Below are 22,045 nucleotides of genomic sequence, written 5' to 3'. Positions count from 1 at the left end.
CGCGACGGGCGCTCGCGGCGTTGCGGGATCATTCGGCATCGCTCCTCGCTTCGACGGCGGCTTGCGCGCGGCTGCGCGCGCGCGCGCGCGGCGCGATCGGCTTGGCGACTGGCTTGGGCGCGCCCATGGAATCGCGCCACAGGTGGATCACCGCATAGGCGCGCCACGGCCGCCAAGCCTCGGCGCGCGCGATCAGCGCCTTCGCGCTCATGCGGCTGCCGTCCTCGGGCACGGCTTTCTGCAGCACCAGGTCGTCGGCGGGAAAGGCGTCGGGGTGGCCCAGCGCGCGCATCGCGATGTAGTTCGCGGTCCAGGGACCGATGCCCGGCAGGGCGACCCAGCGCGCGGCGAAATCGTCCAGAGTGCGCTCGGCGCCGAAGCCCACGCCGCTGTCGACGCGGCCGTCGAGCAGGGCGCGCGCGACCGTCCGCACGGTGTCGGCGCGCGCGCGGGTGAGGCCGATCTGACTGAGGTCGGCGTCGACCAAGGCGTCCGGCGTCGGAAACAGATGCTCCAGGCCCGGCGCGAACGGATGCGGCAGGGCCTGGCCGAAACGCTGGGCCAGACGCGCGGCGAGGGTGCGCGCGGCGGCCACGCTGACTTGCTGGCCGAGGATCGCGCGCACCGCGATTTCGAAACCGTCCCAGCCGCTGGGCAGGCGCAGGCCGGGGCGCTTCTTCAGCAAAGGACGCAGGCGCGGGTCCACCGACAGCGCGTCGGCGATCGCGTTCGGATCGGCATCCAAGTCGAACATGCGGCGCAGGCGGTTGATGATCTCCAGCAGCCGCGAGGGCGCCGGCCCGTGCAGCTCCAGTTTCAAGGCATGTTCGCCGCCGGGCCAGGCGCTCACGCGCAACCAGCCCGGACGTTCGATCGGGCCGATCACGCGCGCATAGCTGTGCGCGTCGACGCTTTCCACGCCGGGCAGGGCGCGACCGCGCAGGAAATCCAGCATCGTCGCGAAATCGTAAGGCGGGCGGTAACCCAGGCGCAGGGTCAGCACGTCGTCGCCGGCGCCGGCGTTCTCGTTCGGGCGCCGGCGCAGGTCGCGCGGAGCCATGCGGTAGGCCTCGAGAAAGGTCGCATTGAAGCGGCGCAGGCTGCCGAAGCCGGCGGCCATCGCGACTTCGGTGATCGGCAGCGCGGTCTCGGTCAACAATTGCTTGGCGAACAGCAGGCGGCGGGTGCCGTGCACGCCGATCGGCGCCGCGCCCAGACGCTCCACGAACAGGCGCCGCAGTTGCCGCTCGCCCAGGCCGACGCGTTCGGCCAGCGCCGACAGCGGATGTTCGGCGAGCAGGCCCTGGTCGATCAGCTTGAGCGCGCGCGCGACCGCGGCGTCGCCGCGGCGCCAGGCGCCGTCGCTGGGCGACAGCTCCGGGCGGCAGCGCAGGCAGGGCCGGAAACCGGCGGCTTCGGCGGCCGCGGCGTTGCCGTAATAGAGGACGTTTTCGCGCTTGGCCGCGGGCGCCGGGCACACCGGCCGGCAGTAAATGCGGGTGCTGGTGACGGCGGTGAAGAACAGGCCGTCGAAGCGCGGGTCGCGGCTCAGGCGCGCCTGTTCGCAGACCCGCCAGTGCGGCAGGCTGTCTTGGGCGACGGGGGCGGGGAAGGTCGGCATGGGATCCAGGCTAGCACCGTCGCGGGGGCCGGACTCGCCGGATTCGGACATGGACGTGGACGCCGCGTCACGGCGGTTTCGACGCCCGCGGCGCATACTCCGCGCCACCGTCCGAGCAGGGAGCTCCGCCATGAATTCTCGTCATCTGTTCGCCGGCTGCGCGCTCGCGCTGAGCCTGGCGGCCTGCGCCAGCGGTAACGGCTCCGCGCCGGCGTCCGGCGCCGAGCGCGTGCTCAGCGTCGCCGACAGCGCCGCGCCGGTGGCATTGAGCGTCGGCGAAACCGTCGTGGTCCAGGTCGAAGCGAATCCCAGCACCGGCTACGGCTGGATCGTCGATCGGGCCGCCGCGGCGGGCACGCTGGAACAGGTCGGCGAGCCTGCGATGGCCTTGTCGAATCCCGGCGCGGTCGGCGGTGGCGGAACCCAGACCTGGCGCTTCCGCGCGCTGGCCAACGGCCAGGGCGAGTTGCGGATGGATTACCGCCGCGCCTGGGAGAAGGACGTGCCGCCGGTGCGCAGCGTGGCCTGGAAGATCGAAGTCCGTTAAGGCGTGCGCCTGCCGTCGCGCAAGGCCGGCAGCAGCGGCGCGATATCGCCGTCGTTGCGCGCCGCACGGATGCCGACCAGGCGCGCCAGCAGCGGATAGACATCGACGTTGTCGAACGCGGGCAGGGTCGCGCCACGCCGGAATGCGGGGCCGCGCGCGAGGAAAATCGCGCGCATCGACGGCAGCGCCGGGTCGTAGCCGTGCGAGCCGCGATCGGTATTCGGACGTTTCGCCAGCGCCGAACGCTGGATCGCGTCCCAGCCCTCGTGCATCTGGCACACGATCGCCGGCACGCGCGGGTGCCGGCCGTAATGCCAGCGCGCGGGCAGCTCGCCTTTGCGCCAGCATTCGTACTGGTCGTGGCGGCCGAGCAGCTTGCGCTCCACCACGGCTTCGTAGCCGGGCTTGGGCGCGATGCCGATCGACTGCCCGATCGACACCACCGTCGCTTCCTGCATCGACACCATGTCCTCGACCGCGATCGCGTGGCCCGGAGCGACCGTGGCCATACCGTGATCCGAGACCACGATCAGGTTCACGCGTTCGAGTTGGTCGCGCGCGGCCAGGCCGTCGAGCAGGCGGCCGATCGCGGCGTCGATGCTGCGGATGGCGTCGCGCACCTCGACCGAATCCGGGCCGTGCTCGTGACCGGCCTTGTCCAGGGCATCGAAGTACAGGGTGATCACGCGCGGCCGCGTCGCCGTCGGTTCGCCCAGCCAGGCCAGCACCTGGTCGACGCGCGCATCGGCCGAAACGGTTTCGTCGAACAGCTTCCAGCGTGTCGGCCGCAGGCCTTGCACCGGCGCTTCGCTGCCGGGCCAGAACAGGGTCGCGCTGGGCAGGCCGGCCTTCTCGGCACCGACCCAGATCGGCTCGCCGCCCCACCAACGCGTATCGCCCACGGCCTTGCGGTCGGCGACCCGGAAATCGCCGAGGCCGTCTTCCCACATGCTGTTGTGGACGATGCCGTGGTGGTCCGGGCGCAGGCCGGTGACGATGGTGTAGTGGTTCGGAAAGGTCAGCGAGGGATAGGAGGGATTCATCCACGCCGCGCGCACGCCGTCGCGCGCGAGGCGTTCGAGGTTGGGCGAGAGGCCGCGCTCGAAATAATCGTTGCGGAAGCCGTCGATCGAGATCAGCAGCACCGGCGCGGGTTCGGCCGCGGCCGGTTGCGGGGCGCGGGTGGCGCAGGCGGCGAGGAAGAGGGCGAGCAGGGCGGTCGCGGCCGCCGGCAAATAGGAGCGCATGGCCGGATCATAACGGGCGCAGATTGCGCCCAGACGTCGGCATGACTTCCGTCGCTGGCGGCGGCGGGCGCCTGTGCCGATAGTGGCCTGGCCCTTTGCCCGGAGAGTCGCCATGCGCCGTACCGCCGTCCGTTGCGCCGTCGCGGCGCTGTCCTTGGCCGTAGGGCTGCCGGTTTGGGCGCAGACCGGGCCCGCGCCGGTGGTAATGGAGAACCCTCCGCCGCCGCCGAACTCGCTGCCCAAGCTCAGCGCCAAGGAATGCGAGGTCTGGGCACGCGAACTCAGCTTCGCCCAATCGGTCGCCGATCACGATGCGGCTGCGTTCGCGGCACATCTGCAGTCCGGGGCCGCGTTCGGCGCCAGCCGCAGCGCACCGACACGCGGCCGCAAGGCCATCGCCGAGCGTTGGGCCGGCATCATCGAAGGCAAGGCGGTGCGGCTGGAGTGGTACCCCACGCGCGTGACCATCGGCGGCGCCGCGGACGTGGCCTGGTCCAGCGGACCGTCCTTGTTCGAGGACCGCGCGCCGGACGCCAAGCAGCGCTTTTCGATCGGCAGCTTCCACTCGGTCTGGCACCGCGATCCCGACGGCGTGTGGCGGGTCTTGTTCGACGACGGCGTCGAAGGCCGGCCGGTGAGCTCGGCCGAGGCGATGGCGTTCCGCGACGCCCGGCGTACGACCTGCCCGCGAGGCTGACGAGCGCCTAAACGGGCGCGGGGGCGGCGCGCGACTAGCGTGCCTGGAGGCGTATGGTGGTCCTACGGCGGCTACGGCCGTCGATCTCCACAACGCGTTCGAGGTGTCGTATGAAACGTGTATTGCTCGCCAGCCTGCTCGCGGCCTGCGCCTTCGCGGCCTCGGCGCAGACCACCGCTCCGACCCAGACCACGTCCGGCCACACGACCCCGGGCGCAACGACTTCGGCCCAGACGACCTCGGGCCAAACGACTTCGGCACGGACCGACGTGTCGACGCAGTTCCGTACCGACGGTACCTCCGGTACCCAGGCCCAGGCCGACACCAAGTCCAAGACCGAAGTCGATCGCAACTGCCTGCGCCAGACCGGCACGCATATCCGCGACCGTTCGGCGACCAACGGCAAGGGCCGCAAGGGCTGCGTCGCCGCCAACGGCCGCGTCTACACCCGCGACGACATCGATCGCACCGGTCAGACAGACATCGCCGAGGCGCTGCGCCAGTTGGATCCGTCGATCCACTGACGCTTGGCGTGTCGCGAACCAAAACGCCCGGCTCCGACCGGGCGTTCTCGTATCTGGCGCACGGAGTATCGATCACGCTTCGGACCGAACTTGGTTTTGGGGTAGGAGCGGCGTGAGCCGCGACCGTGATCTCACAGTGGCCGGCGCGATGCAGTTAGCTGATGCCCCTGTCTCGATAAATGGGCAGCTTCGTCGCAGGCGCAGCAGCGCGGTCGCGGCTTACGCCGCTCCTACCCCACGGCCGCGCAACGGCGTCGGCGTGAGCGAGGCTCGTAGGGACTCCTCCCCACGCTCAAGCCCTGAGCCCATCCAGCACTCGCCCCAGCGAAGCCTCGTAGAAGGCGCGGAACTGACGATCGTCGTAATTGAAGCGGCCGCCGCGGTAGAGCGAGATCAGACCATGCGATTGCGCCCACAGCGTCATCGCGATGTCCCAGGCATCGCCGGCCTTCAACAGGCCGGCCTGCTGGGCCTCGATCACCACGTCGGCGACCACGTTCAGCGTGGGCGAGCGACGCGCGCGGAAGTCATCGGGATAGCGGCGCGCGTCCTCGCGCCGCATCGAGAAGGCGTGGTCGAACAGATGCGGATGGGCGAGCGCATAGTCGAGGTAGATGCGCTGGATCGCCAACAGGCGCGCGATCACGTCGCCGCCTTCCTTGCGCGCGCTCCAGTGGCGGGCGATCTCCTGGAAGCTGTCGTCGCTGATGCGCTTGAGCAGGGCCTCGCGATTGGGGAAGTGGCGGTAGATCGCCATCGGCGTGATCCCGACCGCCTCGGCGACCCGGCGCATGCTGACCGCGGCGGCGCCGTCGCGCTCGAACAGGGCGCGGGCGGCGCGCAGGATCCGGTCGGCGGTGGCGGGTGCGCTCATGTATACAGCGTATACATTTTCTCGCGGCCGTGGCGAATCGGGGCGAAATCGGCCGGCGCGGGCGCGTATTCGCGTCGCGCGCGCTGGCGGGCGCTGAGAACGCGGCGCGATAATTTCCTACACACTCGAACGCCGGAAACCGCCATGTCCGCAGCCAGCCGCAACGATCCCACCCGCGTCATCCGCGCCCCGCGCGGCAGCGACAAGACCTGCAAGTCGTGGTTGAGCGAGGCGGCCTACCGCATGATCCAGAACAACCTGGATCCGGAAGTGGCCGAGAACCCGGCCGAGCTGGTGGTCTATGGCGGCATCGGCCGCGCCGCGCGCGACTGGCCCTCGTTCGACGCGATCCTGAAAACGCTGCGCGAGCTGGAGGACAACGAAACCCTGCTGATCCAGTCGGGCAAGCCGGTCGGCGTGTTCCCGACCCATGCCGACGCGCCGCGCGTGCTGCTGGCCAATTCCAACCTGGTCCCGCACTGGGCGACCTGGGAGCACTTCAACGAGCTCGATAAGAAGGGCTTGATGATGTACGGCCAGATGACCGCCGGCAGCTGGATCTACATCGGCTCGCAGGGCATCGTCCAGGGCACCTACGAAACCTTCGTCGAGATGGGCCGCCAGCACTACGGCGGCGACCTCAAGGGCAAGTGGATCCTGACCGCGGGCCTGGGCGGCATGGGTGGCGCGCAGCCGTTGGCGGCGTCGCTGGCCGGTGCCTGTTCGCTGAACATCGAATGCAAGCAGAGCAGCATCGACATGCGCCTGCGCACCCGCTACGTCGACGAGCAGGCCAGCGACCTGGACGACGCGCTGGCGCGCATCGCCAAGTACACCACCGCCGGCGAGGCGCGTTCGATCGCGCTGCTGGGCAATGCCGCCGAAGTGCTGCCCGAGCTGGTGCGCCGCGGCGTGCGCCCGGACGCGGTCACCGACCAGACCAGCGCCCACGATCCGGTCCACGGCTACCTGCCGATCGGCTGGAGCGTCGAGCAGTGGCTGGCCGCGCAGAAGACCGATCCCGAAGGCGTGCGCGACGCGGCCAAGCGGTCGATGCGCGTGCACGTGGAGGCGATGCTCGCGTTCCAGCGCCAGGGCATCCCGACCTTCGACTACGGCAACAACATCCGCCAGATGGCCCAGGACGTGGGTTGCGAAAACGCGTTCGATTTCCCAGGCTTCGTGCCGGCCTACGTGCGACCGCTGTTCTGCCGCGGCGTCGGCCCGTTCCGCTGGGTCGCGCTCAGCGGCGATCCGGAGGACATCTACAAGACCGACGCCAAGGTCAAGGAAATCATCGCCGACGACGCGCACCTGCACCGTTGGCTGGACATGGCCAAGGAACGCATCAGCTTCCAGGGCCTGCCGGCGCGCATCTGCTGGGTCGGTCTGGGCCTGCGCCACAAGCTCGGCCTGGCCTTCAACGAGATGGTCCGCAACGGGGAGCTCAAGGCGCCGGTTGTGATCGGCCGCGATCATCTCGACAGCGGCAGCGTGGCCTCGCCCAACCGCGAGACCGAGGCGATGAAGGACGGCAGCGATGCGGTCAGCGATTGGCCGCTGCTCAACGCCATGCTCAACGTGGCCGGCGGCGCGACCTGGGTCTCGCTGCACCACGGCGGCGGCGTCGGCATGGGCTATTCGCAACACTCCGGCGTGGTCATCGTCTGCGACGGCAGCGAAGCCGCCGACCAGCGCATCGCGCGCGTGCTGTGGAACGACCCGGGTACCGGCGTGATGCGCCATGCCGATGCGGGTTACGAGATCGCCCAGGCCTGCGCGAAGGAGCAGGGCCTGAAGCTGCCGATGCTGTGAGCCTGCGGCAGCCGCGGATATCGCGGCTGCCTCTGGTGGGCGCGGCGCGAGCCGCAACCGCGGGGTAACCGCGCACGGCGTCAGTTTCGCCGCAGTTGGGTTGGCGCGGTCGCGGCTTGCGCCGCTCCTACAGGGCTTGCGGGGGAGCAGCGAGCGAATCGACGGCCCGTGTTCGGGCCGTCTTCGTTCGCGCTGGGCGGCCGCGATCAGCCCGGTATCGTCGGTTCGATCAGGCGCTCCAGCAGGGTCAGCGATTCCTGCCAGCCCAGATAGCACTGCTCCGGCGGGATCGCGTCGGGGATGCCTTCCTGCACCACCTGCAGCTCGGTGCCGCAGGACACGCTGCGCAAGCTGATGGTGGTGACCATGGTGCCGGGCAGCTCGGGGGCGTCGAAGCGATCGTCGTGGACGATGCGTTCGTTCGGCACCAGCTCCAGGTAGGTGCCGCCGAAGCTGTGGCCCTGATCGTTCGAGAAATTGGTGAAGCTCATGCGGTACTTGCCGCCGACGCGCGCGTCCAGCTCGTGCACGGTGCAGGTGAAGCCGTCGGGCGGCAGCCACTTGGACAGGGCGGCGGCGTCGAGGAACGCGCGATAGACGCGCTCGGCGGGGGCGGTGAAAACGCGGTGCAAACGGACGGTGCCGGTCATGGGTAGTCTCCTAGGCGAGGTGTAGCCCTCACTGTGTCCGACGAACGAGCGGGGCCGGGATCGACATCGCGTGCATACCGGTTTCTCGGTGGAGCCGGTGTATGCACCCTCGTTCAGCGCGCGGTGCGGATCACCGGGGCGCGAGAATTTCGCGGCCATCCTCTTGGCGCGGCAGGTTTTTTTGCACTCGATGCCGATGAACGCGACCGGATCGAGCCGGGCGCATCCGTCAGGCGATGCGCCGGCCTCGGCTGCGACGCCCCGACAGTCGGTACGCGCATAGCGAAGGGCGCGGTGCGGCGCGACGTTTCAAGCTTTCCGACAGTTTCGGTATCGCGCGCAACATGGCTGAATAGGGCGGCCGTCCCAACCGGTGAGACGGCCGCGCGGCAGGATGCGCGGGGCGGTTGGCCGGGCCTGAGGGCGGCCAGCGACGGATCGGCCTGCGCATGTCGAATTCGCCGCCCCTGGTTCGTCGTACCCGTATCCGGTACGACGGCCTCCGCCGTACTCCCGTCCCTCCAGCGCATGGATAGGTCCCGATGAGTCAGCAAACCCCCACCGTCCCCGAGTCCGATACCGCCCCGCATGTGCCCACCGGCTCGCTGTGGAGCGAGATACGCGAAGCCGTGCGCGGCACCAACGCCGATTACACCAAGATCCCGCTGCGACGCGCGGTGTTCCTGTTGGCGGTGCCGATGGTGCTGGAGCTGGTGCTGGAGTCGACCTTCGCGGTGGTCGACATCTTCTTCGTCGCCAAGCTCGGCCCGTCCGCGGTGGCGACGGTGGGCCTGACCGAAAGCTATCTGTTCCTGCTGTACGCGGTCGCGATGGGCCTGGCGATGGCGGTGACCGCGCTGGTCGCGCGCCGCATCGGCGAGGGCAAGCGCGAGGACGCGGCGGTGACCGCGGTGCAGGCGATCTTCGTCGCCGTGCTGGTGTCGGTGCTGCCGGCCATACTCGGCATCGTCTATGCCCAGGATCTGCTGCGGCTGATGGGCGCCGATGCCTGGAGCATCGAGCACGGCTACCGCTACACCCAATGGATGCTGGGCGGCAACGCGGTGATCATGCTGTTGTTCGTGATCAACGCGATCTTCCGCGGCGCCGGCGACGCAGCCATCGCGATGCGGGTGCTGTGGTTGTCCAACGGCCTGAACATCCTGCTGTGTCCCTTGCTGATCTTCGGCCTGGGCCCGGTGCCCGCGCTGGGCATCGAGGGCGCGGCCATCGCCACCAACATCGGTCGCGGCGCGGGCGTGGCGTTCCAGTTGTGGGTACTGTTCCACGGCGGCAAACACATCCGCGTCGTGGCCGCGCAGTTGGTCTGGCGCGGATCGCTGCTCTGGCATGTGGTGCGCACCTCGCTGGGCGGCATCGGCCAGATGATCGTGGCGATGACCTCGTGGATCTTCCTGATGCGCATCCTGGCCAGCGTCGGCAGCGAGGCGGTGGCCGGCGCCACCATCGCGATCCGCTTGATGATGTTCACGATGATGCCGGCCTGGGGCATGTCCAACGCGGCGGCGACGCTGGTGGGCCAGAACCTCGGCGCCGAGCAGCCCGAGCGCGCCGAGGCTTCGGTGTGGCGCATCGGCTGGTACAACATGGCCTATCTGGTGATCGTGTCGGTGCTGTTCTTTCTGTTCCCGCAGCAGCTGATCGGCTTCTTCACCCAGGACGCCAAGGTGATCGAGATCGGCGCCGAATGGCTGCGCATCCTGTCCTACTCGTTCTTCGTCTACGGCTGGTGGATGGTTACCGTGCAGGCCTTCAACGGCGCCGGCGACACCATGACTCCGACCAAGATCAACGTGGTGTTCTTCTGGCTGATCCAGATCCCGCTGTCCTATTTCCTGGCCATCAGCTTGAACTGGCAGCAGTCCGGCGTGTTCTGGGCGGTGTTCGTGTCGGAGACCTCGGTGGGCCTGTTCACGCTGTGGCTGTTCACGCGCGGGCGCTGGAAGACGGTGCAGGTCTGAGCGAAGCGCAAACGCGAACGGCCCGCGCTGGCGGGCCGTTCGCGCTTTCGACGCCGGGCCTTCAGTTACCGGATTTGCTGCGCAACTGCTGCAGCACCTGCGTCTCGAACGCCTTCCCCGCGCGCTCGGCCTCGGCCGGGTCGCCCGGCGTGAGCAGCTTCTGCCGCAGCGCTGCGTCGATCGCGGCGCGCGGCCCGCCGACCACGATCAGGGTCTGATCGCCGGTCTCCAGCGCCAGGTAGCGGTCCTGGGATTTGCGTGCCTGCAGCAGCGCGTCCAGCAGGCGCAGCACGGCGTCGACGTCGTACCAGTCGCCCTGGTTCTCGGCGCGGGTGCGGTAGATCATGCCGTCGGCGTAGGCGACCAGCTGATAGGGGCCCTCGTCGTCCGCGGGCGCGATCTCCTCGAACACGACCCCGTTCAGCGACGGCCGCACCAGCGCGGCGAGTTCGCGCAGCAGGCTGTCGTGCGCGTTCGGGAACTGGCCGGTCTCGACATCGAACCAGTGCGCGTAACCGGCCGCTTGCAGCACCGCCTCCGCATCCGCGCCCTCGACCTGAGTCGGATCGACCTCGCCGGCGCGCACGAAGCCTAAACCCTGCAATTGATCGATGCGCGCGCGCACCTGGGCCAGGGCGGCGGGCTTGGGCGCCGAGGCCTCGTCCGGCGCCGGCGGGGTGCGCGGCTTGCGCAGCGCGGTGCACACCGGATCGTCGACGCGACGCGCGCAGGCTGCCTGCAACTGGGTCTGGCCGGCGCCGTTGGCGGCGTGCGCGAAGGCCATAGCGACTTCGTCGGCGCGCTCCTGGTCGCGGATCTGCGCGTGCAGCCGTTCCAGCGTCGCCGTGGCGTCGGCTTGCTGCAGCTCCGCCAGCACGAAGGCCGCCTTACGTGCGAGCGCCTCGTCCTCGCCCAGTATCGCGGCGCGCGCGCTGCGTTCCAGGCGAGGATGGAAGGGCGGGCGTTCGGAGACCTGATCGCGTTCGTCGTAGTACGCCAGCACCGCGGCGTCCGGCGTGTCCGCTCGCAGCACGGCGGCGCTGTCCGCGGGGCCGGCGCAGCCCTCGGCGAAGGCCGGCATCAGGGTGCGGCGCAAGGTCGAGTCGGGCTCGGCGGCGATCGCGCGCGCGGCCGTGCAGAACGCCGGCGTCGAAACGCGATAGCGCAGGCGCTGCTGCCACTGTTCGGTCCAGGCCGCGACGTCCGCGGCCGGCACCTCGTCGGCGCTGCGGCGCAGGCGTGCCATCCAGCCGGCGTCGCCGCTGGCGATGCCGTCGCTGGCGTGCATGATCGGCGGAAAGCGGTCGCGGTCTTCCCACCAGCCTTGCATGTCCGCGGCCGTGGACGGCAGCGCCGCGGAATAGCGGGCCGGCAAGGGCCCGCGTTCGACGCTGACCCGGCTGGCGGCGGGGTCGGCGAAAGCCACGCGGGCGCCCGCGCCGTCGGCGACGGGCGCGCCCGCGTCGGGTTCGCCGCAGGACGACAGGCCGGGCGTCATCAGCAACGCCAGCCACCAGCTGAGATTCGAGCGCATCCGTCCTCCCCGACGGTAGTGCGGATGCGCCCGATTGTTTCAGCACCGCCGCGCAGGGTAAAGCCGCGGCCGCGCGCGCTCAGTCGCCGCCGGCCTCGGTGCTGACGGGGCGGCCGTTCAGGGGTTGCACGGGACGGCGGTTGCCCTGCGGAAACTCGGGTCCGCTGAAGCGCGCCGAGAACGCGGCCAGCTGGCTCAGGCTGGCGGTACGAACCCTGCCCATCACATGCCAGGCGAGGTTCTCGCGGCAGTCCGGCGTGGTCAGGGAGCCGCTGAAGCGATAACTGCGTCCGCTCGGGATCAGGGCGCGCAGGTTCAGCGCCCGCGCCGGTGCCGACTGGCCTTCGTGCGCGGGCATCGCGGCGATGATCTTGTCCAGCTGCGGATCGCGCGCGCCCTCGTCGAACAGCACGCCCACCACCGCGATCGCGCCCGAACCGTCGGTGGCGGTATGCACGAAGTGCAGCTCCAGCGGGTACTGCTCGCCGTCGATGTAGTTCTCGCTGGGCGTGTGGACGTGGAACTGGTCCAACTTGTAGGTCCGGCCTGCGACGCTCAGCGTATTGCCGGCCGGCATGTCGGTGCGGATGGTGTGGCCGGCGTTGACGACCGTGACGTTGGCGGAGGTCGAGTAATTGAAGGTCAGGCTGGGCAGGCTCATGACGCGCGCGTTGGCGCGGATCACGTCGATCGGCGATTGGCGCGTGCCGGAGGAGCACAGCGCGTAGCTGGGATGCAGGTCGCCCCAGTCGACGGTGCCGTGTTCGTAGCCCCAGTGCGGCAGCTCGGCGGCGACGCTGGCCGAGGTGAGTAATAAAGACGTGCAAATGATGGATAAAAGCGACAGTCGACGTGTCATATCGGGCTCCGGATGCGATGGGATGGAGCCGCGATGCAGTCCAGCTTGCCATCGCGGCTGCCGCAAACTAGCCCCCGCCCGCGGCGCCTACGCCCGCTGAACAGCGGAGCGCGGCTCTGCCGATCGGCGTATGTCTGGCCGTACTTTCGCGCCGTAGTGTGATTCGCGTGGCTGTTCTCGCCGACCGCGCGGCCGGAAGATCGGCCGTGGACAGGGGTTCCGCGCGATGCTGGGCGTGGATGGCCGCTGCGGACCGCCGCGACCCGGGGACGTCGGTGGCCGCGCGTTCGAGCCGGACGCTGCGGCGGCGGTATCGGGCGCGCGTCCGCACGCCGAGCTCGCCGGAGGGAGACCGCATGCCGATCGTTGTGAACCTGCCCTTGCGTGTGTTGATCGTGGACGACCACGAGATCATGCGTGCCGGCTTGCGCACGCTATTGGGCGGCCTGCGTTGGCTGCAGGTGATCGCCGAAGCCGGCGACGGCGGCGCCGCGATCGAGCTGGCCGAGCGCCTGCGCCCGGACCTGATCCTGCTGGACGTGCGCATGGCCGGCATCGACGGCTGCCAGGTGCTGCGCCATCTGGCCTGGCAGCCGCTCACGCGCGACATCGTGGTGATCAGCCTGCACGACAGCCTGGAGCACGTGCGCGAGGCGCGCAGCGCCGGCGCGCAGGCCTACGTGTTCAAGGACGCCACGCGCGCCGAATTGCTGGGCGCGATCCAGCGCGCCTGGCGCGAGCGTCCGTTGGCCAAGGGCGTGCGCGCCGGCGAGGCCGCGCACTTTCCGATCGACGAACGCCTCACCGAGCGCGAGGGCCAGGTGCTGGCCTTGCTCGCGCAGGGACTGACCAACCGCCAGATCGGCGACCGCCTCGGCATCGCCTGCGGCACCGCCAAGACCCATGTCGAGCACATCCTGGCCAAGCTGGGCGTCTGCCACCGCACTCAGGCCGCGGTGCGTTCGGCCGCGCTCGGGCTAACGCCGCCGCCGCGCCATCCCGACGCGCCGGACGCGGGCTTCCGGGCGCGCGCGCTTACAGTTCCAGGATCGGCTTGAACCCGCCCCAGAACATGCGCATGCCGTCGAAGGGCAGCTTCTTCGGGTCCATGGTGTCGCCCAGGCGCGGGTCCTTCATGACCTTTTCCAGCACCTTGTCGCGCTGGGCGCGCGATTTGTAGACCACCCAGGAGAACACCACCACCTCGTCGGTCTTGAGCTTCACCGCCTGCGGGAAGGAGGTGACCTTGCCCGGCTTGACGTCGTCGGCGACGCATTCGACGTAGGCGAGCGCGCCGTGCTCGCGCCAGACCTTGCCGGACTTGCGGGCGAGGCGCTTGTAGGCGGTGAGGTTCTTGCGCGGTACCGCCAGGACGAAACCATCGACGTAGCTCATACATCCTCCGTGTCTGCGGACAGGTGCGCAGCCGTGGCGACTGGCCGGCGGATCATGCCAGCGTCGGGCTCAAGGTCGGATGAAACGCCGCCGGCAGGTCGCAGGGCCTGAGATGCGGCCGGGCTCCAATGCCCTTCCGATTCGATACCCTGCGCCCATGCTGAGCACGCTCGCGATCGCCCACTACCGCTCTCTGCACGACCTGGTCGTGCCGATGGGGCGCCTGAACCTGGTCACCGGCGCCAACGGCAGCGGCAAGTCCAACCTCTACCGCGCATTGCGCCTGCTCGCCGAGACCGCGCAGGGCGGGGTGGTGCCGGCGCTGGCGCGCGAAGGCGGCCTGCGCTCGACGCTCTGGGCCGGGCCCGAGGAATTGTCGGCGCGCATGCAGCGCGGCGAAGTGCCGGTGCAGGGCGCGGCGCGCCAGAAAGCGGTGTCGCTGCGCCTGGGCTTCGCCGGCGACGAATTCGGTTACGCGATCGATCTCGGCTTGCCGCCGCCGTCGCTGTCGGCGTTTTCGCTGGATCCCGAAATCAAGCGCGAGGCGATCTGGAGCGGGCCGTTCCTGCGCGCGTCCAATCTGCTGGTCGATCGTCGCGGCGCGAGCGCGCGCGTGCGCGACGGCCGCGGCTGGCGGGTGGTCGCCGAACACCTCAACGCCTACGAAAGCCTGTACGGCCAGATCGCCGACCCGGTCGGCGCGCCGGAGGTGCTGAGCCTGCGTGAGACCATCCGCGGCTGGCGCTTCTACGATCACTTCCGCGCCGACGGCGACTCGCCGGCGCGCCTGCCGCAGCTGGGCACGCGCACGCCGGTGCTCAGCCACGACGGCCGCGACCTCGCCGCGGCCTGGCAGACCATCGTCGAGATCGGCGATCCGCAGGCGCTGCACGCCGCGGTGACCGACGCGTTCCCGGGCGCGCGCGTGGACGTGGTCGGCGCCGACGGCCGCTTCAGTCTGGAGTTCAGCCAGCACGGCCTGCTGCGGCCGCTGTCGGCGGCCGAGCTGTCCGACGGCACCCTGCGCTATCTGTTGTGGATCGCGGCCCTGCACACGCCGCGGCCGCCGCCGCTGATGGTGCTCAACGAGCCCGAGACCAGCCTGCATCCGGATCTGCTGCCGGCGCTGGCGCGTCTGATCGCGCACGCCGCGCGCCGCACCCAGGTCTGGGTGGTCTCGCACGCGACCCGTTTGATCGCGGCGCTGGAGCAGGAACCCGGCTGCAACACCCTGCGCCTGGAGAAGGCCATGAGCCGCACCACCCTGGCCGGGCAAGGCCTGCTCGACGCGCCCGCCTGGCATTGGCCGGAACGCTGAGCCGCAAAGCAAAGGGCCGCCTCGCGGCGGCCCCTGCTTCATCGCGACGGCGATGGACTTACTTGGACAGTTCGAGCGCCAGCGAGGTCACCCAACCCTTGTTGCCCATCTCGTCCTCGACTTCCCACATCGCGCCCTGCTTGTTGCCGGTGGGGTAGAGCATCATGCCGACGTCGAGCGAACGCACCACCTTGCCCTTGCCGCTGGCGTCGGTGTACAGGCGGCCGGGCTTGACCACGGTCACGGCCTGCTGGGCGTTGGACGCCGAGGCATTGCCGGACACGCCGCCGAGTTCGCCGACCAGGTCGGTGTAGGCCTGCAGATACGCCAGGGTGATGACCTGGCCCAGTTCGGTGTTGGCATAGCCCGACACGCCCGCGCCGCCCAGGCCGCTGCTGCCGAACAGCGCGCCGCTGGCGCCGAATCCGATGTCGGTCTTCTTGGCGTGGCCTTCGGCCATCGCGACCTGCTCGGAAGAGCGCACGTCGGTCAGGGTCAGCACCACGTCCGCGGTCTTCTTGCGGAAGTTGAGGTTGCCCGCGACCGCGCCGGCCTTGCCGCCGATCAAGCCGCCGAGCAGGCCGCCGATGGCATTGCCGCCGGCGTCGTTGTTCTGCGCGATCAGGTCGGGCACCAGCACGTAGTCGGCGGCCTTGATCTGGCCCTTGCCGACGTTGGAGCGGCCGCGCAGCTGGCCGCTGGCGGCGAGTTCGCGTTCGCGCATGGCCATGTCCATGCCGGCGCCGCGGTCGACCAGGGTGAAGCAGCGCGACTTGTTCACGAACACCTTGATCAGCTTGCTGGGCGCGGGCAGCTGCTGGCCGGTCCACCAGTTGACCGAATCCTCGGGCTCGATGACCGAGATCGTGCCCAGGCTCTTGCTGCAGGTCGGAATCTGCGCGGTCTTCTCGGCGCGCTGTTCCTGCGCGCTCTTGCGCTGCGCCGAAGCGGGGGTGGCGGTCAGCGTCAGGCCCAGGCCCAGCGCGCATGCCAGCAGCGAGGCGCTGCCGAGCGAGATGCCCCTGTGTGCGGTCTTCATTGTGCGGTTATTCCTTCAACGACTACGAAAAAGCCGGCATGTGCCGGCACCCGTGGAGTCCGTTCGTCCTGTCCGGCCGTCGCCGCGATGGCGGGCCATCGGGCGGAGGGTCGGTCCCCAAGCGAGCGTGCCGACGGCGGACCGGCGGGCATGGCGACTCACTCGCCCATAATAACGTGACCTGTGTCGGATTCAGGACGCGTCCGCCGACGGCGGCGTGGATTGGGGGGGCGGAGGCACCGGTCTTATGGCCAGAGCGTGCAAAGTCGGTGCCATCGGTAGTAGGCGCCGGCATGGCGATGGCGCCCGGTCCGGCCAAGGCTAGAATCGGCGACCGAACCGGGGACCGTGAGCACGAATGATCGTTCCAGCCTATTGGGCGGAGGCGCGCCTGCAGCAGCGCACGCACCGTCGTCAGATCACCGTGCGCCGCTTCGGCTGGTCGGACGTCGGCCCGGCCGAGGCCCAGGCGCATGCCGATGCGCGCGTGCGCGAGGCCTTCGACCGCATCGTCGCCGGCGAACGCCTGCCGCGGCTGGAGCGCAAGGTCGGCTACGGCGGCGCCCAAGGCCTGCCGATCCGCGAAGAGATCGTCGACCGCCACGGCGATGCGGTGATCACCCGCAACAGCTATGGCGCCTTGTGCCTCAACACCCCGGACGTGCTGTTCGCGGACGTCGATTTCGACGAGCCGGTCAACGACGGACTGTCGAGGACGGCGGTGGCGGTGGTGGCCGCGATCGCGCTGGCGCTGGGGCTGTGGACGCGCTCCATCGGCTACGGCATCGGCGCGTTGTTCGCCGGCTTCATCGTCGCCATGGTCGTCGTCGGCTGGTTGCGCAAGCGCGCCCACGCCGCCAACGGCGGGCCGGAGGCGCGCGCGCGTCATCGCATCGATGCCTTCGTCGCCGCGCGCCCGGACTGGCTGCTGCGTCTGTACCGCACCCCGGCCGGGTTTCGCCTGCTGGCCTTGCACCGCACCTTCGGACCGCGCGAGCCGGAAGTCGTCGAAAGTTTCCGCGCGCTCGGCGCCGACCCGCTGTACGCGACCATGTGCGCGGTGCAGAACTGTTTCCGCGCGCGCGTGAGCCCCAAGCACTGGCGCGTGGGCCTAAAGCGCAAGATCGTGCCGCCCACGGCGGTGTGGACGTCCGAGCACGCGCAACTGCGCGAACGTCAGGCCTGGTTGGCCGAGTACGCGCAGGCCGCCTTGAACTACGGCGCCTGCCGTTACGTGGCGACGTTCGGCTCCGGCGTCGCCGATCCCAAGGCCGACGACATACGCCAACTGCACGATGCCCTGTGCCGCGCGGACGAAGATCTGCCGATCGCCTGAGCGCGCCACGCCTCAGGCGGCGCCGGTCCACTCGCGGATGAAGGGCGCCAGCTGCGGAATCAGATCGACCATGCCGTGCAGCGGCACGATCAGCCACAGCGAACGCGTGCGCGCCCACAGCACGCCGAAGGCGATGCCGGCCGGCGCGATCATCACGATCGAATAGGCGATGGCCCAGCCCGGCGTCGGCTCGGCCACGCCTTCGAGCAGGCTGGCGCCGCGCAGGTACAGGCCCGGCGCGTGCGCCAGGCCGAACAGCAGCGAGGCCCAGGCGATCGCCGCGACCTGCGAGCCGGTCGCGAGGGCGACATGCTCCTGCAGCACGCGCCGGAACAGCAGTTCCTCGCACAGTCCCGCTTCCACGGTCTGCCAGACGAAGCACAGCGGGATCGCCCACAACAGCGTGGTCGCGGCCGGCGCGAGCTGCGACAGCGACATCAGGCCGCGTCCGAACACCGCCTGCATCGCCAGATAAGCCAAGGCCATCGCCACGAACACCCACCACAACCGACGCGCGCCGAACGGCGCCGGGCCGCGCTCGCGCAGGCGCAGGAACAGCCAGGCCGGCAGCACCACCATGGTCAGCAGCTTCAAGGCGAGCTTGGCGATCGACTGCGCCGGATCCTCGGGCACCGCCTCGTTGAGCGCGCTGAAGCCCCAGCCCAGAATCAATAGCGAGAACACCGCCAGATACAGCAGCACGCCGGGCAGGCGCGCGCGGCCCTGCGGACGCGGCGGATGGCGCGGCTTGCGGGTCAGCGCCCAGGCCAGCGCCGGGAACGCCACCCCGATCACGCCGAACAGGAACAGCGGGTCGGCCAGGCTCGCGCCCGGCAGTCGCTGCAACACGTACAGCGAAGCCAGATAGGCGAGGGCGGCGACCGCGAGGGCGATCGTGGCGTGGCGGCGGCGGGCGCCGGGCGAGGACGGGCTGTGCATCGGCGCATGGTGCGCGATGGCCGTCGCCGGGTCCGCTGCCGTTCGTCGCCCAACCAAAGTCAGGGGGCGATCGGCGTGCCGAATCGGCGCCTCAGCGCGGCGCGATCACCCGGATTTCCACGCCCTGCAGGCGCACGATCTGGCCGGCGTGGATCTTGCAGGTCTTGCGCAGCTCGACCTGGCCGTCGACGGTGACCGCGCCGCTGGCGACGATGGCCTTACCGGTGCCGCCGCTATGGGCGAGGCCGACCAGCTTCAGCAGCTGGTTGAGTTCGACGTGATCGCGGTCGAGTTCGAATTCGATCGGGGACATGGCACCGGCGCGTGGAGAACGACGGGCAGGGTCGCAGCGCGGGCGTCCGCGCGCAAGCCGCACGAGCGCGGTAACGTGGGCGTTCCGGCCCGCGACGGGCGATCACTGGAGGATGCGGCCATGAAGCAGGCCAGGTATGCGACGCGCGGTCCGGTGCCGCAGGACGTGATCGAAGCGGTGGACAGCGAGCTGCCGGCGCTGGCGCCGGGGCAGGCCCTGGTCGAGGTGCTGGCCGCGCCGATCAATCCCTCCGACCTGCTCACCCTGACCGGTCAGTACGGGCTGCTGCCGCCCTTGCCGGCGGTCGGCGGCAACGAAGGCGTGGGCCGGGTGCTGGCCCTGGCCGACGACGTGAGCGCACCCGCGGTCGGGCGCACCGTGCTGTTGCCGCCCAGCGGCGGCACCTGGGCCACCCACATGGTCGTCAATGCGCGCGCGCTGCTGCCCTTGCCGGACGATGCCGATCCGGTGCAGCTGTCGATGATCACGGTCAATCCGCCGACCGCGAGTCTGTTGCTGTCCGAATTCGTCGATCTGACGCCGGGCGAGTGGGTGATCCAGAACGCGGCCAATTCGGCGGTCGGCGGTTATCTGGTGCAGTTGGCGGCGCTGCGCGGGCTGAAGACGCTCAACGTGGTGCGACGCGAATCGGCGTGCGAGGACGTGCTGGGGTTGGGCGCGGACGCGGTGCTGGTGGACGGCGACGATCTGGGCAAACGGGTGCGCGAGGTCACCGGCGGGGCGACGATCCGGCTGGGCGTGGATGCGGTGGGCGGGGCGGCGACGGAGCGTCTGGCGCAGTGTCTGGGCGAGGGTGGGGTGGTGGTCAATTACGGGGCGATGAGCGGGGAGCCTTGCGCGGTGTCGCCGGCTTCGCTGGTGTTCCGCGATGTGGCGTTGCGCGGGTTCTGGCTGGCGCGCTGGTATCGGACGGCGCCGCAGGAGCGGCGGGCGGCCTTGTTCGCGGAGTTGGCGGGTTTGATCGCGCAGGGCAGGTTGCATGCGCGGGTGCAGGCGACTTACGGGATCGATCAGATCAGGCAGGCGGTTGCGGCGGCGGCCGCGGGGGAGCGGGCGGGGAAGATCGTGTTGATTCCTAATGCGTCTTCCCGCGCGTAAGTCCGCCTTCGTCTTTGATTCGCTCGTTTGCTTTTGACTCCCTCCTTTGGAAAAGGGTGAAGCCGTGCGGCTTACGAACCGCAGGTTCGTGCAGGGCTGAACACTAGCAAGCTCTTGCTCCTAGCTCCTCCTTTGTAAAAGGAGGGTTGGGGAGGATTTGCTTTTGCTGTTGCTTCGTCGGCTCGGTTCGAAGGTCAAAGGCTTCCGCCTGCTGCGCATGCGGGTCACTTTCTCTTGCTAGCCCAAGAGAAAGTAACCAAAGAGAAGGGCTAGCGGGACCAAACCTCCCCTGCGGGTTCGGTGGTTGCGCCGGGATTTTTCGATAGGACATCCTTGCCCTATCGAAAAACGGCGCGCGTCCTGCGCGCCGCCCTTCGGGTCTACGGTTGGTCGTGTGAGCGCGGGGCTTTTGGATTTGAATGCCGCGGCAACGGCAACGGCAACGGCAACGGCAACCGCAACCGCAACGGCAACCGCAACGGCAACCGCAACCGCAACCGCAACCGCAACCGCAACCGCAACCGCAACCGCAACAGCAACAGCAACAGCAGCGACAGCGACAGCGATCGGAATAATGGGCGCGGCAACGGCCACTGGTGCAGCTCGGTCCTGCTTTTTGCTGCCATCCCCGAAGGGAGGGCCCGGGGCTTCAGCGCGTGGTCGCGACGACGGGGGCGCTAGCCGCGGCCGTAGAGCACGGCCGGCTCGCGCCGGCGCGTGGCCCTGTTCGGTTCAGGTCCAGGTTCAGGCCGGCGGTGCCTGGGCGCCGGCGCCGAGGGCGCGTTTGCGCTCGGGGCTGAGCTGCTTGATCGCGTATTCCGCGCGCAAGGCGGTCGAGCGGTCGGGGTAGGCGAAGCTGGTCAGCAGTCGCAGGGGCGGGTGCGAGCGGGTGTAGCGGGCGCCTTTGCCGGCCGCGTGCTGGGCGTAGCGGCGGTCCACGTCGACCGCGATCCCGGTGTAGACGCTGCCGTCGCGGCATTCGATGAGGTAGACGTGCCAAACGGCCATGCCGATAGGGTAGCGGCGATCGCGCCGGCGCCGCGAATCTGAATGGCCATCACAACCATACGCCAACGAACGTCATTGCTAGGACACGTAGCGACGCCGACAATGGGTCTTCCCCTGGAGAATCCGCTTGAGCGCCGCAGACGAATCGCACGCCGCCGTAACCAACCTGCGCCAACTGTGCGCGCGCTTCGCCAAGCCGCACCTGGGACGGGCGGTCTGGCAACTGATCAACACCCTGGTTCCGTTCGCCGCACTCTGGACCCTGATGGCCTGGAGCGTGGTCGCGCAATGGGGCTACGGTTGGACGCTGCTGCTGTCGCTGCCCGCCGCCGGCCTGTACGTGCGCATCTTCATCATCCAGCACGACTGCGGGCACGGCTCGTTCTTCGCCAGCAGCCGCGCCAACGATCTCGTCGGTCGCTGCCTGGGTCTGGTGACCCTGTTCCCCTACGGTTACTGGAAGAAGACCCACGCCGTGCACCACGGCACCTCGGGCAACCTCGACCGCCGCGAGATGGGCGACATCGAGACCCTGACCGTCGCCGAGTACCGCGCGCGTTCCTGGCTGGGCCGCATGAGCTACCGCTTCTATCGCAGCACGCCGGTGCTGCTGGGCATCGGCCCGCTGTACCAGTTCGTGCTCAAGCACCGCTTCCCGTTCGACCTGCCCTTCACCTGGAAGAAGGAATGGGCGAGCGTGCTGCTCAACAACCTGATGCTGATCGTGGCCTTCGTCGCGATGGGCTTCACCATCGGCTGGCATACCGTGCTGCTGGTGCACCTGCCGATCGTGCTGCTGGCCGGCGCGATGGGCGTGTGGCTGTTCTATGTGCAGCACACCTTCGAGGACGCCTACTGGACCCGTAAGGACGACTGGAACTCGCACGAGGCCGCGATCGCCGGCAGCTCGTTCTACGACCTGCCGCGGGTGATGCATTGGTTCACCGGCAATATCGGTTACCACCACATCCACCACCTCGCCAGCCGCATCCCCAACTACCGTCTGCGCGAGGCCTACGAGTCCAGCCCGCTGCTGCAGGCCGCGCCCAAGCTGACCCTGTGGTCCAGCCTGAAGTGCGCGCGACTGAAGCTGTGGGACGAAGACCTCAAGCGCATGGTCGGTTTTCCGAAGCGCGCGCGGGCCTGATCCGCGCCTAGGCAATACCGGGCAGGGCGTCCGCAGCGCGCGACGTCCTGCCCTCGACGCCCCGCCGTGACCGATCCGGCG

The 22,045-nt window shown here is 69.6% G+C and carries 22 protein-coding genes; 11 read left to right on the top strand and 11 right to left on the bottom strand.

What is annotated here, in order from left to right:
- Positions 1-28: 28 nt before the first annotated feature.
- Positions 29-1,621, bottom strand: a complete 1,593-nt coding sequence (locus tag BMZ45_RS10835; protein WP_091636105.1) for a DNA-3-methyladenine glycosylase 2 family protein — start codon at positions 1,619-1,621, stop codon at positions 29-31.
- Between the two features lie 130 nt (positions 1,622-1,751).
- On the opposite strand from BMZ45_RS10835, the gene BMZ45_RS21670 reads away from it, so the two are divergent.
- Positions 1,752-2,168 (top strand): protease inhibitor I42 family protein, encoded by a 417-nt coding sequence (locus BMZ45_RS21670; RefSeq protein WP_175489042.1) that lies wholly within the window; start codon positions 1,752-1,754, stop codon positions 2,166-2,168.
- Here the strand turns inward: BMZ45_RS21670 and BMZ45_RS10825 are convergent.
- Positions 2,165-3,415: an alkaline phosphatase family protein gene (locus tag BMZ45_RS10825; RefSeq protein ID WP_091636103.1), complete on the bottom strand. Its 1,251-nt coding sequence runs from the start codon at positions 3,413-3,415 to the stop codon at positions 2,165-2,167. The two genes, BMZ45_RS21670 and BMZ45_RS10825, sit on opposite strands and share 4 nt — an antisense overlap.
- A 112-nt stretch (positions 3,416-3,527) precedes the next feature.
- Between BMZ45_RS10825 and BMZ45_RS10820 the strand changes: the two genes are divergently transcribed.
- Both BMZ45_RS10820 and BMZ45_RS10815 read left to right on the top strand, forming a co-directional pair.
- Complete coding sequence (locus BMZ45_RS10820; protein ID WP_254776594.1) at positions 3,528-4,112, top strand: YybH family protein; 585 nt, start codon at positions 3,528-3,530, stop codon at positions 4,110-4,112.
- Positions 4,113-4,222: 110 nt separating this feature from the next.
- Complete coding sequence (locus BMZ45_RS10815) at positions 4,223-4,636, top strand: hypothetical protein (protein ID WP_139215463.1); 414 nt, start codon at positions 4,223-4,225, stop codon at positions 4,634-4,636.
- A gap of 292 nt (positions 4,637-4,928) precedes the next feature.
- Here BMZ45_RS10815 and BMZ45_RS10810 read toward each other — a convergent pair whose 3' ends face one another.
- On the bottom strand, positions 4,929-5,510 hold the full coding sequence (locus BMZ45_RS10810) for a TetR/AcrR family transcriptional regulator (RefSeq protein WP_091636095.1): 582 nt from the start codon (positions 5,508-5,510) through the stop codon (positions 4,929-4,931).
- Positions 5,511-5,654: 144 nt separating this feature from the next.
- Between BMZ45_RS10810 and hutU the strand changes: the two genes are divergently transcribed.
- A complete protein-coding gene (gene hutU, locus BMZ45_RS10805; RefSeq protein ID WP_091636092.1) occupies positions 5,655-7,325 on the top strand; it encodes a urocanate hydratase in 1,671 nt (556 codons plus the stop codon).
- Positions 7,326-7,531: 206 nt separating this feature from the next.
- Here the strand turns inward: hutU and BMZ45_RS10800 are convergent, their stop codons facing one another.
- Entirely contained in the window at positions 7,532-7,975 is a 444-nt protein-coding gene (locus BMZ45_RS10800; protein ID WP_091636089.1) for an SRPBCC family protein, read from the bottom strand.
- 542 nt (positions 7,976-8,517) lie between these two features.
- Between BMZ45_RS10800 and BMZ45_RS10795 the strand changes: the two genes are divergently transcribed.
- Complete coding sequence (locus BMZ45_RS10795) at positions 8,518-9,957, top strand: MATE family efflux transporter (protein WP_091636087.1); 1,440 nt, start codon at positions 8,518-8,520, stop codon at positions 9,955-9,957.
- A gap of 61 nt (positions 9,958-10,018) precedes the next feature.
- On the opposite strand, the gene BMZ45_RS10790 is transcribed toward BMZ45_RS10795, so the two are convergent.
- On the bottom strand, positions 10,019-11,491 hold the full coding sequence (locus BMZ45_RS10790) for a hypothetical protein (protein WP_091636084.1): 1,473 nt from the start codon (positions 11,489-11,491) through the stop codon (positions 10,019-10,021).
- A 79-nt stretch (positions 11,492-11,570) separates the two neighbouring features.
- Complete coding sequence (locus BMZ45_RS10785) at positions 11,571-12,350, bottom strand: carbonic anhydrase (protein ID WP_091636082.1); 780 nt, start codon at positions 12,348-12,350, stop codon at positions 11,571-11,573.
- A 356-nt stretch (positions 12,351-12,706) separates the two neighbouring features.
- Between BMZ45_RS10785 and BMZ45_RS10780 the strand changes: the two genes are divergently transcribed.
- On the top strand, positions 12,707-13,408 hold the full coding sequence (locus tag BMZ45_RS10780; protein ID WP_175489041.1) for a response regulator: 702 nt from the start codon (positions 12,707-12,709) through the stop codon (positions 13,406-13,408).
- Here BMZ45_RS10780 and BMZ45_RS10775 read toward each other — a convergent pair.
- A complete protein-coding gene (locus tag BMZ45_RS10775) occupies positions 13,386-13,745 on the bottom strand; it encodes a DUF1428 domain-containing protein (RefSeq protein WP_091636077.1) in 360 nt (119 codons plus the stop codon). The two genes, BMZ45_RS10780 and BMZ45_RS10775, sit on opposite strands and share 23 nt — an antisense overlap.
- Before the next feature lie 157 nt (positions 13,746-13,902).
- Here BMZ45_RS10775 and BMZ45_RS10770 point away from each other — a divergent pair, with 157 nt between their 5' ends.
- Entirely contained in the window at positions 13,903-15,063 is a 1,161-nt protein-coding gene (locus tag BMZ45_RS10770; protein ID WP_091636074.1) for an AAA family ATPase, read from the top strand.
- 58 nt (positions 15,064-15,121) lie between these two features.
- On the opposite strand, the gene BMZ45_RS10765 is transcribed toward BMZ45_RS10770, so the two are convergent.
- Complete coding sequence (locus tag BMZ45_RS10765; RefSeq protein WP_056172595.1) at positions 15,122-16,102, bottom strand: CsgG/HfaB family protein; 981 nt, start codon at positions 16,100-16,102, stop codon at positions 15,122-15,124.
- 358 nt (positions 16,103-16,460) lie between these two features.
- Here BMZ45_RS10765 and BMZ45_RS10760 point away from each other — a divergent pair, with 358 nt between their 5' ends.
- Positions 16,461-17,438, top strand: a complete 978-nt coding sequence (locus BMZ45_RS10760) for a hypothetical protein (protein WP_091636071.1) — start codon at positions 16,461-16,463, stop codon at positions 17,436-17,438.
- Between the two features lie 12 nt (positions 17,439-17,450).
- Here the strand turns inward: BMZ45_RS10760 and BMZ45_RS10755 are convergent, their stop codons facing one another.
- Entirely contained in the window at positions 17,451-18,377 is a 927-nt protein-coding gene (locus BMZ45_RS10755; protein WP_091636068.1) for a CPBP family intramembrane glutamic endopeptidase, read from the bottom strand.
- A 91-nt stretch (positions 18,378-18,468) separates the two neighbouring features.
- Positions 18,469-18,690: an RNA-binding S4 domain-containing protein gene (locus tag BMZ45_RS10750; protein ID WP_091636065.1), complete on the bottom strand. Its 222-nt coding sequence runs from the start codon at positions 18,688-18,690 to the stop codon at positions 18,469-18,471.
- A gap of 120 nt (positions 18,691-18,810) precedes the next feature.
- On the opposite strand from BMZ45_RS10750, the gene BMZ45_RS10745 reads away from it, so the two are divergent.
- Both BMZ45_RS10745 and BMZ45_RS21665 read left to right on the top strand, forming a co-directional pair.
- Positions 18,811-19,809, top strand: coding sequence for a zinc-dependent alcohol dehydrogenase family protein (locus BMZ45_RS10745; protein WP_091636063.1), 999 nt, complete (start codon positions 18,811-18,813; stop codon positions 19,807-19,809).
- Positions 19,810-20,142: 333 nt separating this feature from the next.
- Positions 20,143-20,490 carry a hypothetical protein gene (locus BMZ45_RS21665; RefSeq protein ID WP_175489040.1) on the top strand — a complete coding sequence of 116 codons (348 nt, stop codon included), beginning with the start codon at positions 20,143-20,145 and terminating at the stop codon, positions 20,488-20,490.
- A 63-nt stretch (positions 20,491-20,553) separates the two neighbouring features.
- Here BMZ45_RS21665 and BMZ45_RS10735 read toward each other — a convergent pair whose 3' ends face one another.
- Entirely contained in the window at positions 20,554-20,817 is a 264-nt protein-coding gene (locus BMZ45_RS10735) for a GIY-YIG nuclease family protein (RefSeq protein ID WP_091636057.1), read from the bottom strand.
- Between the two features lie 127 nt (positions 20,818-20,944).
- Between BMZ45_RS10735 and BMZ45_RS10730 the strand changes: the two genes are divergently transcribed.
- Positions 20,945-21,964, top strand: a complete 1,020-nt coding sequence (locus BMZ45_RS10730) for a fatty acid desaturase (RefSeq protein ID WP_217643185.1) — start codon at positions 20,945-20,947, stop codon at positions 21,962-21,964.
- Positions 21,965-22,045: the final 81 nt, after the last annotated feature.

Source organism: Lysobacter sp. cf310, from assembly GCF_900114355.1.
In the GTDB taxonomy this organism is placed as follows: Bacteria; Pseudomonadota; Gammaproteobacteria; order Xanthomonadales; family Xanthomonadaceae; genus Lysobacter.
Note: the sequence above shows the minus strand (reverse complement) of the source record. Positions and strands in the feature narration are given on the sequence as shown.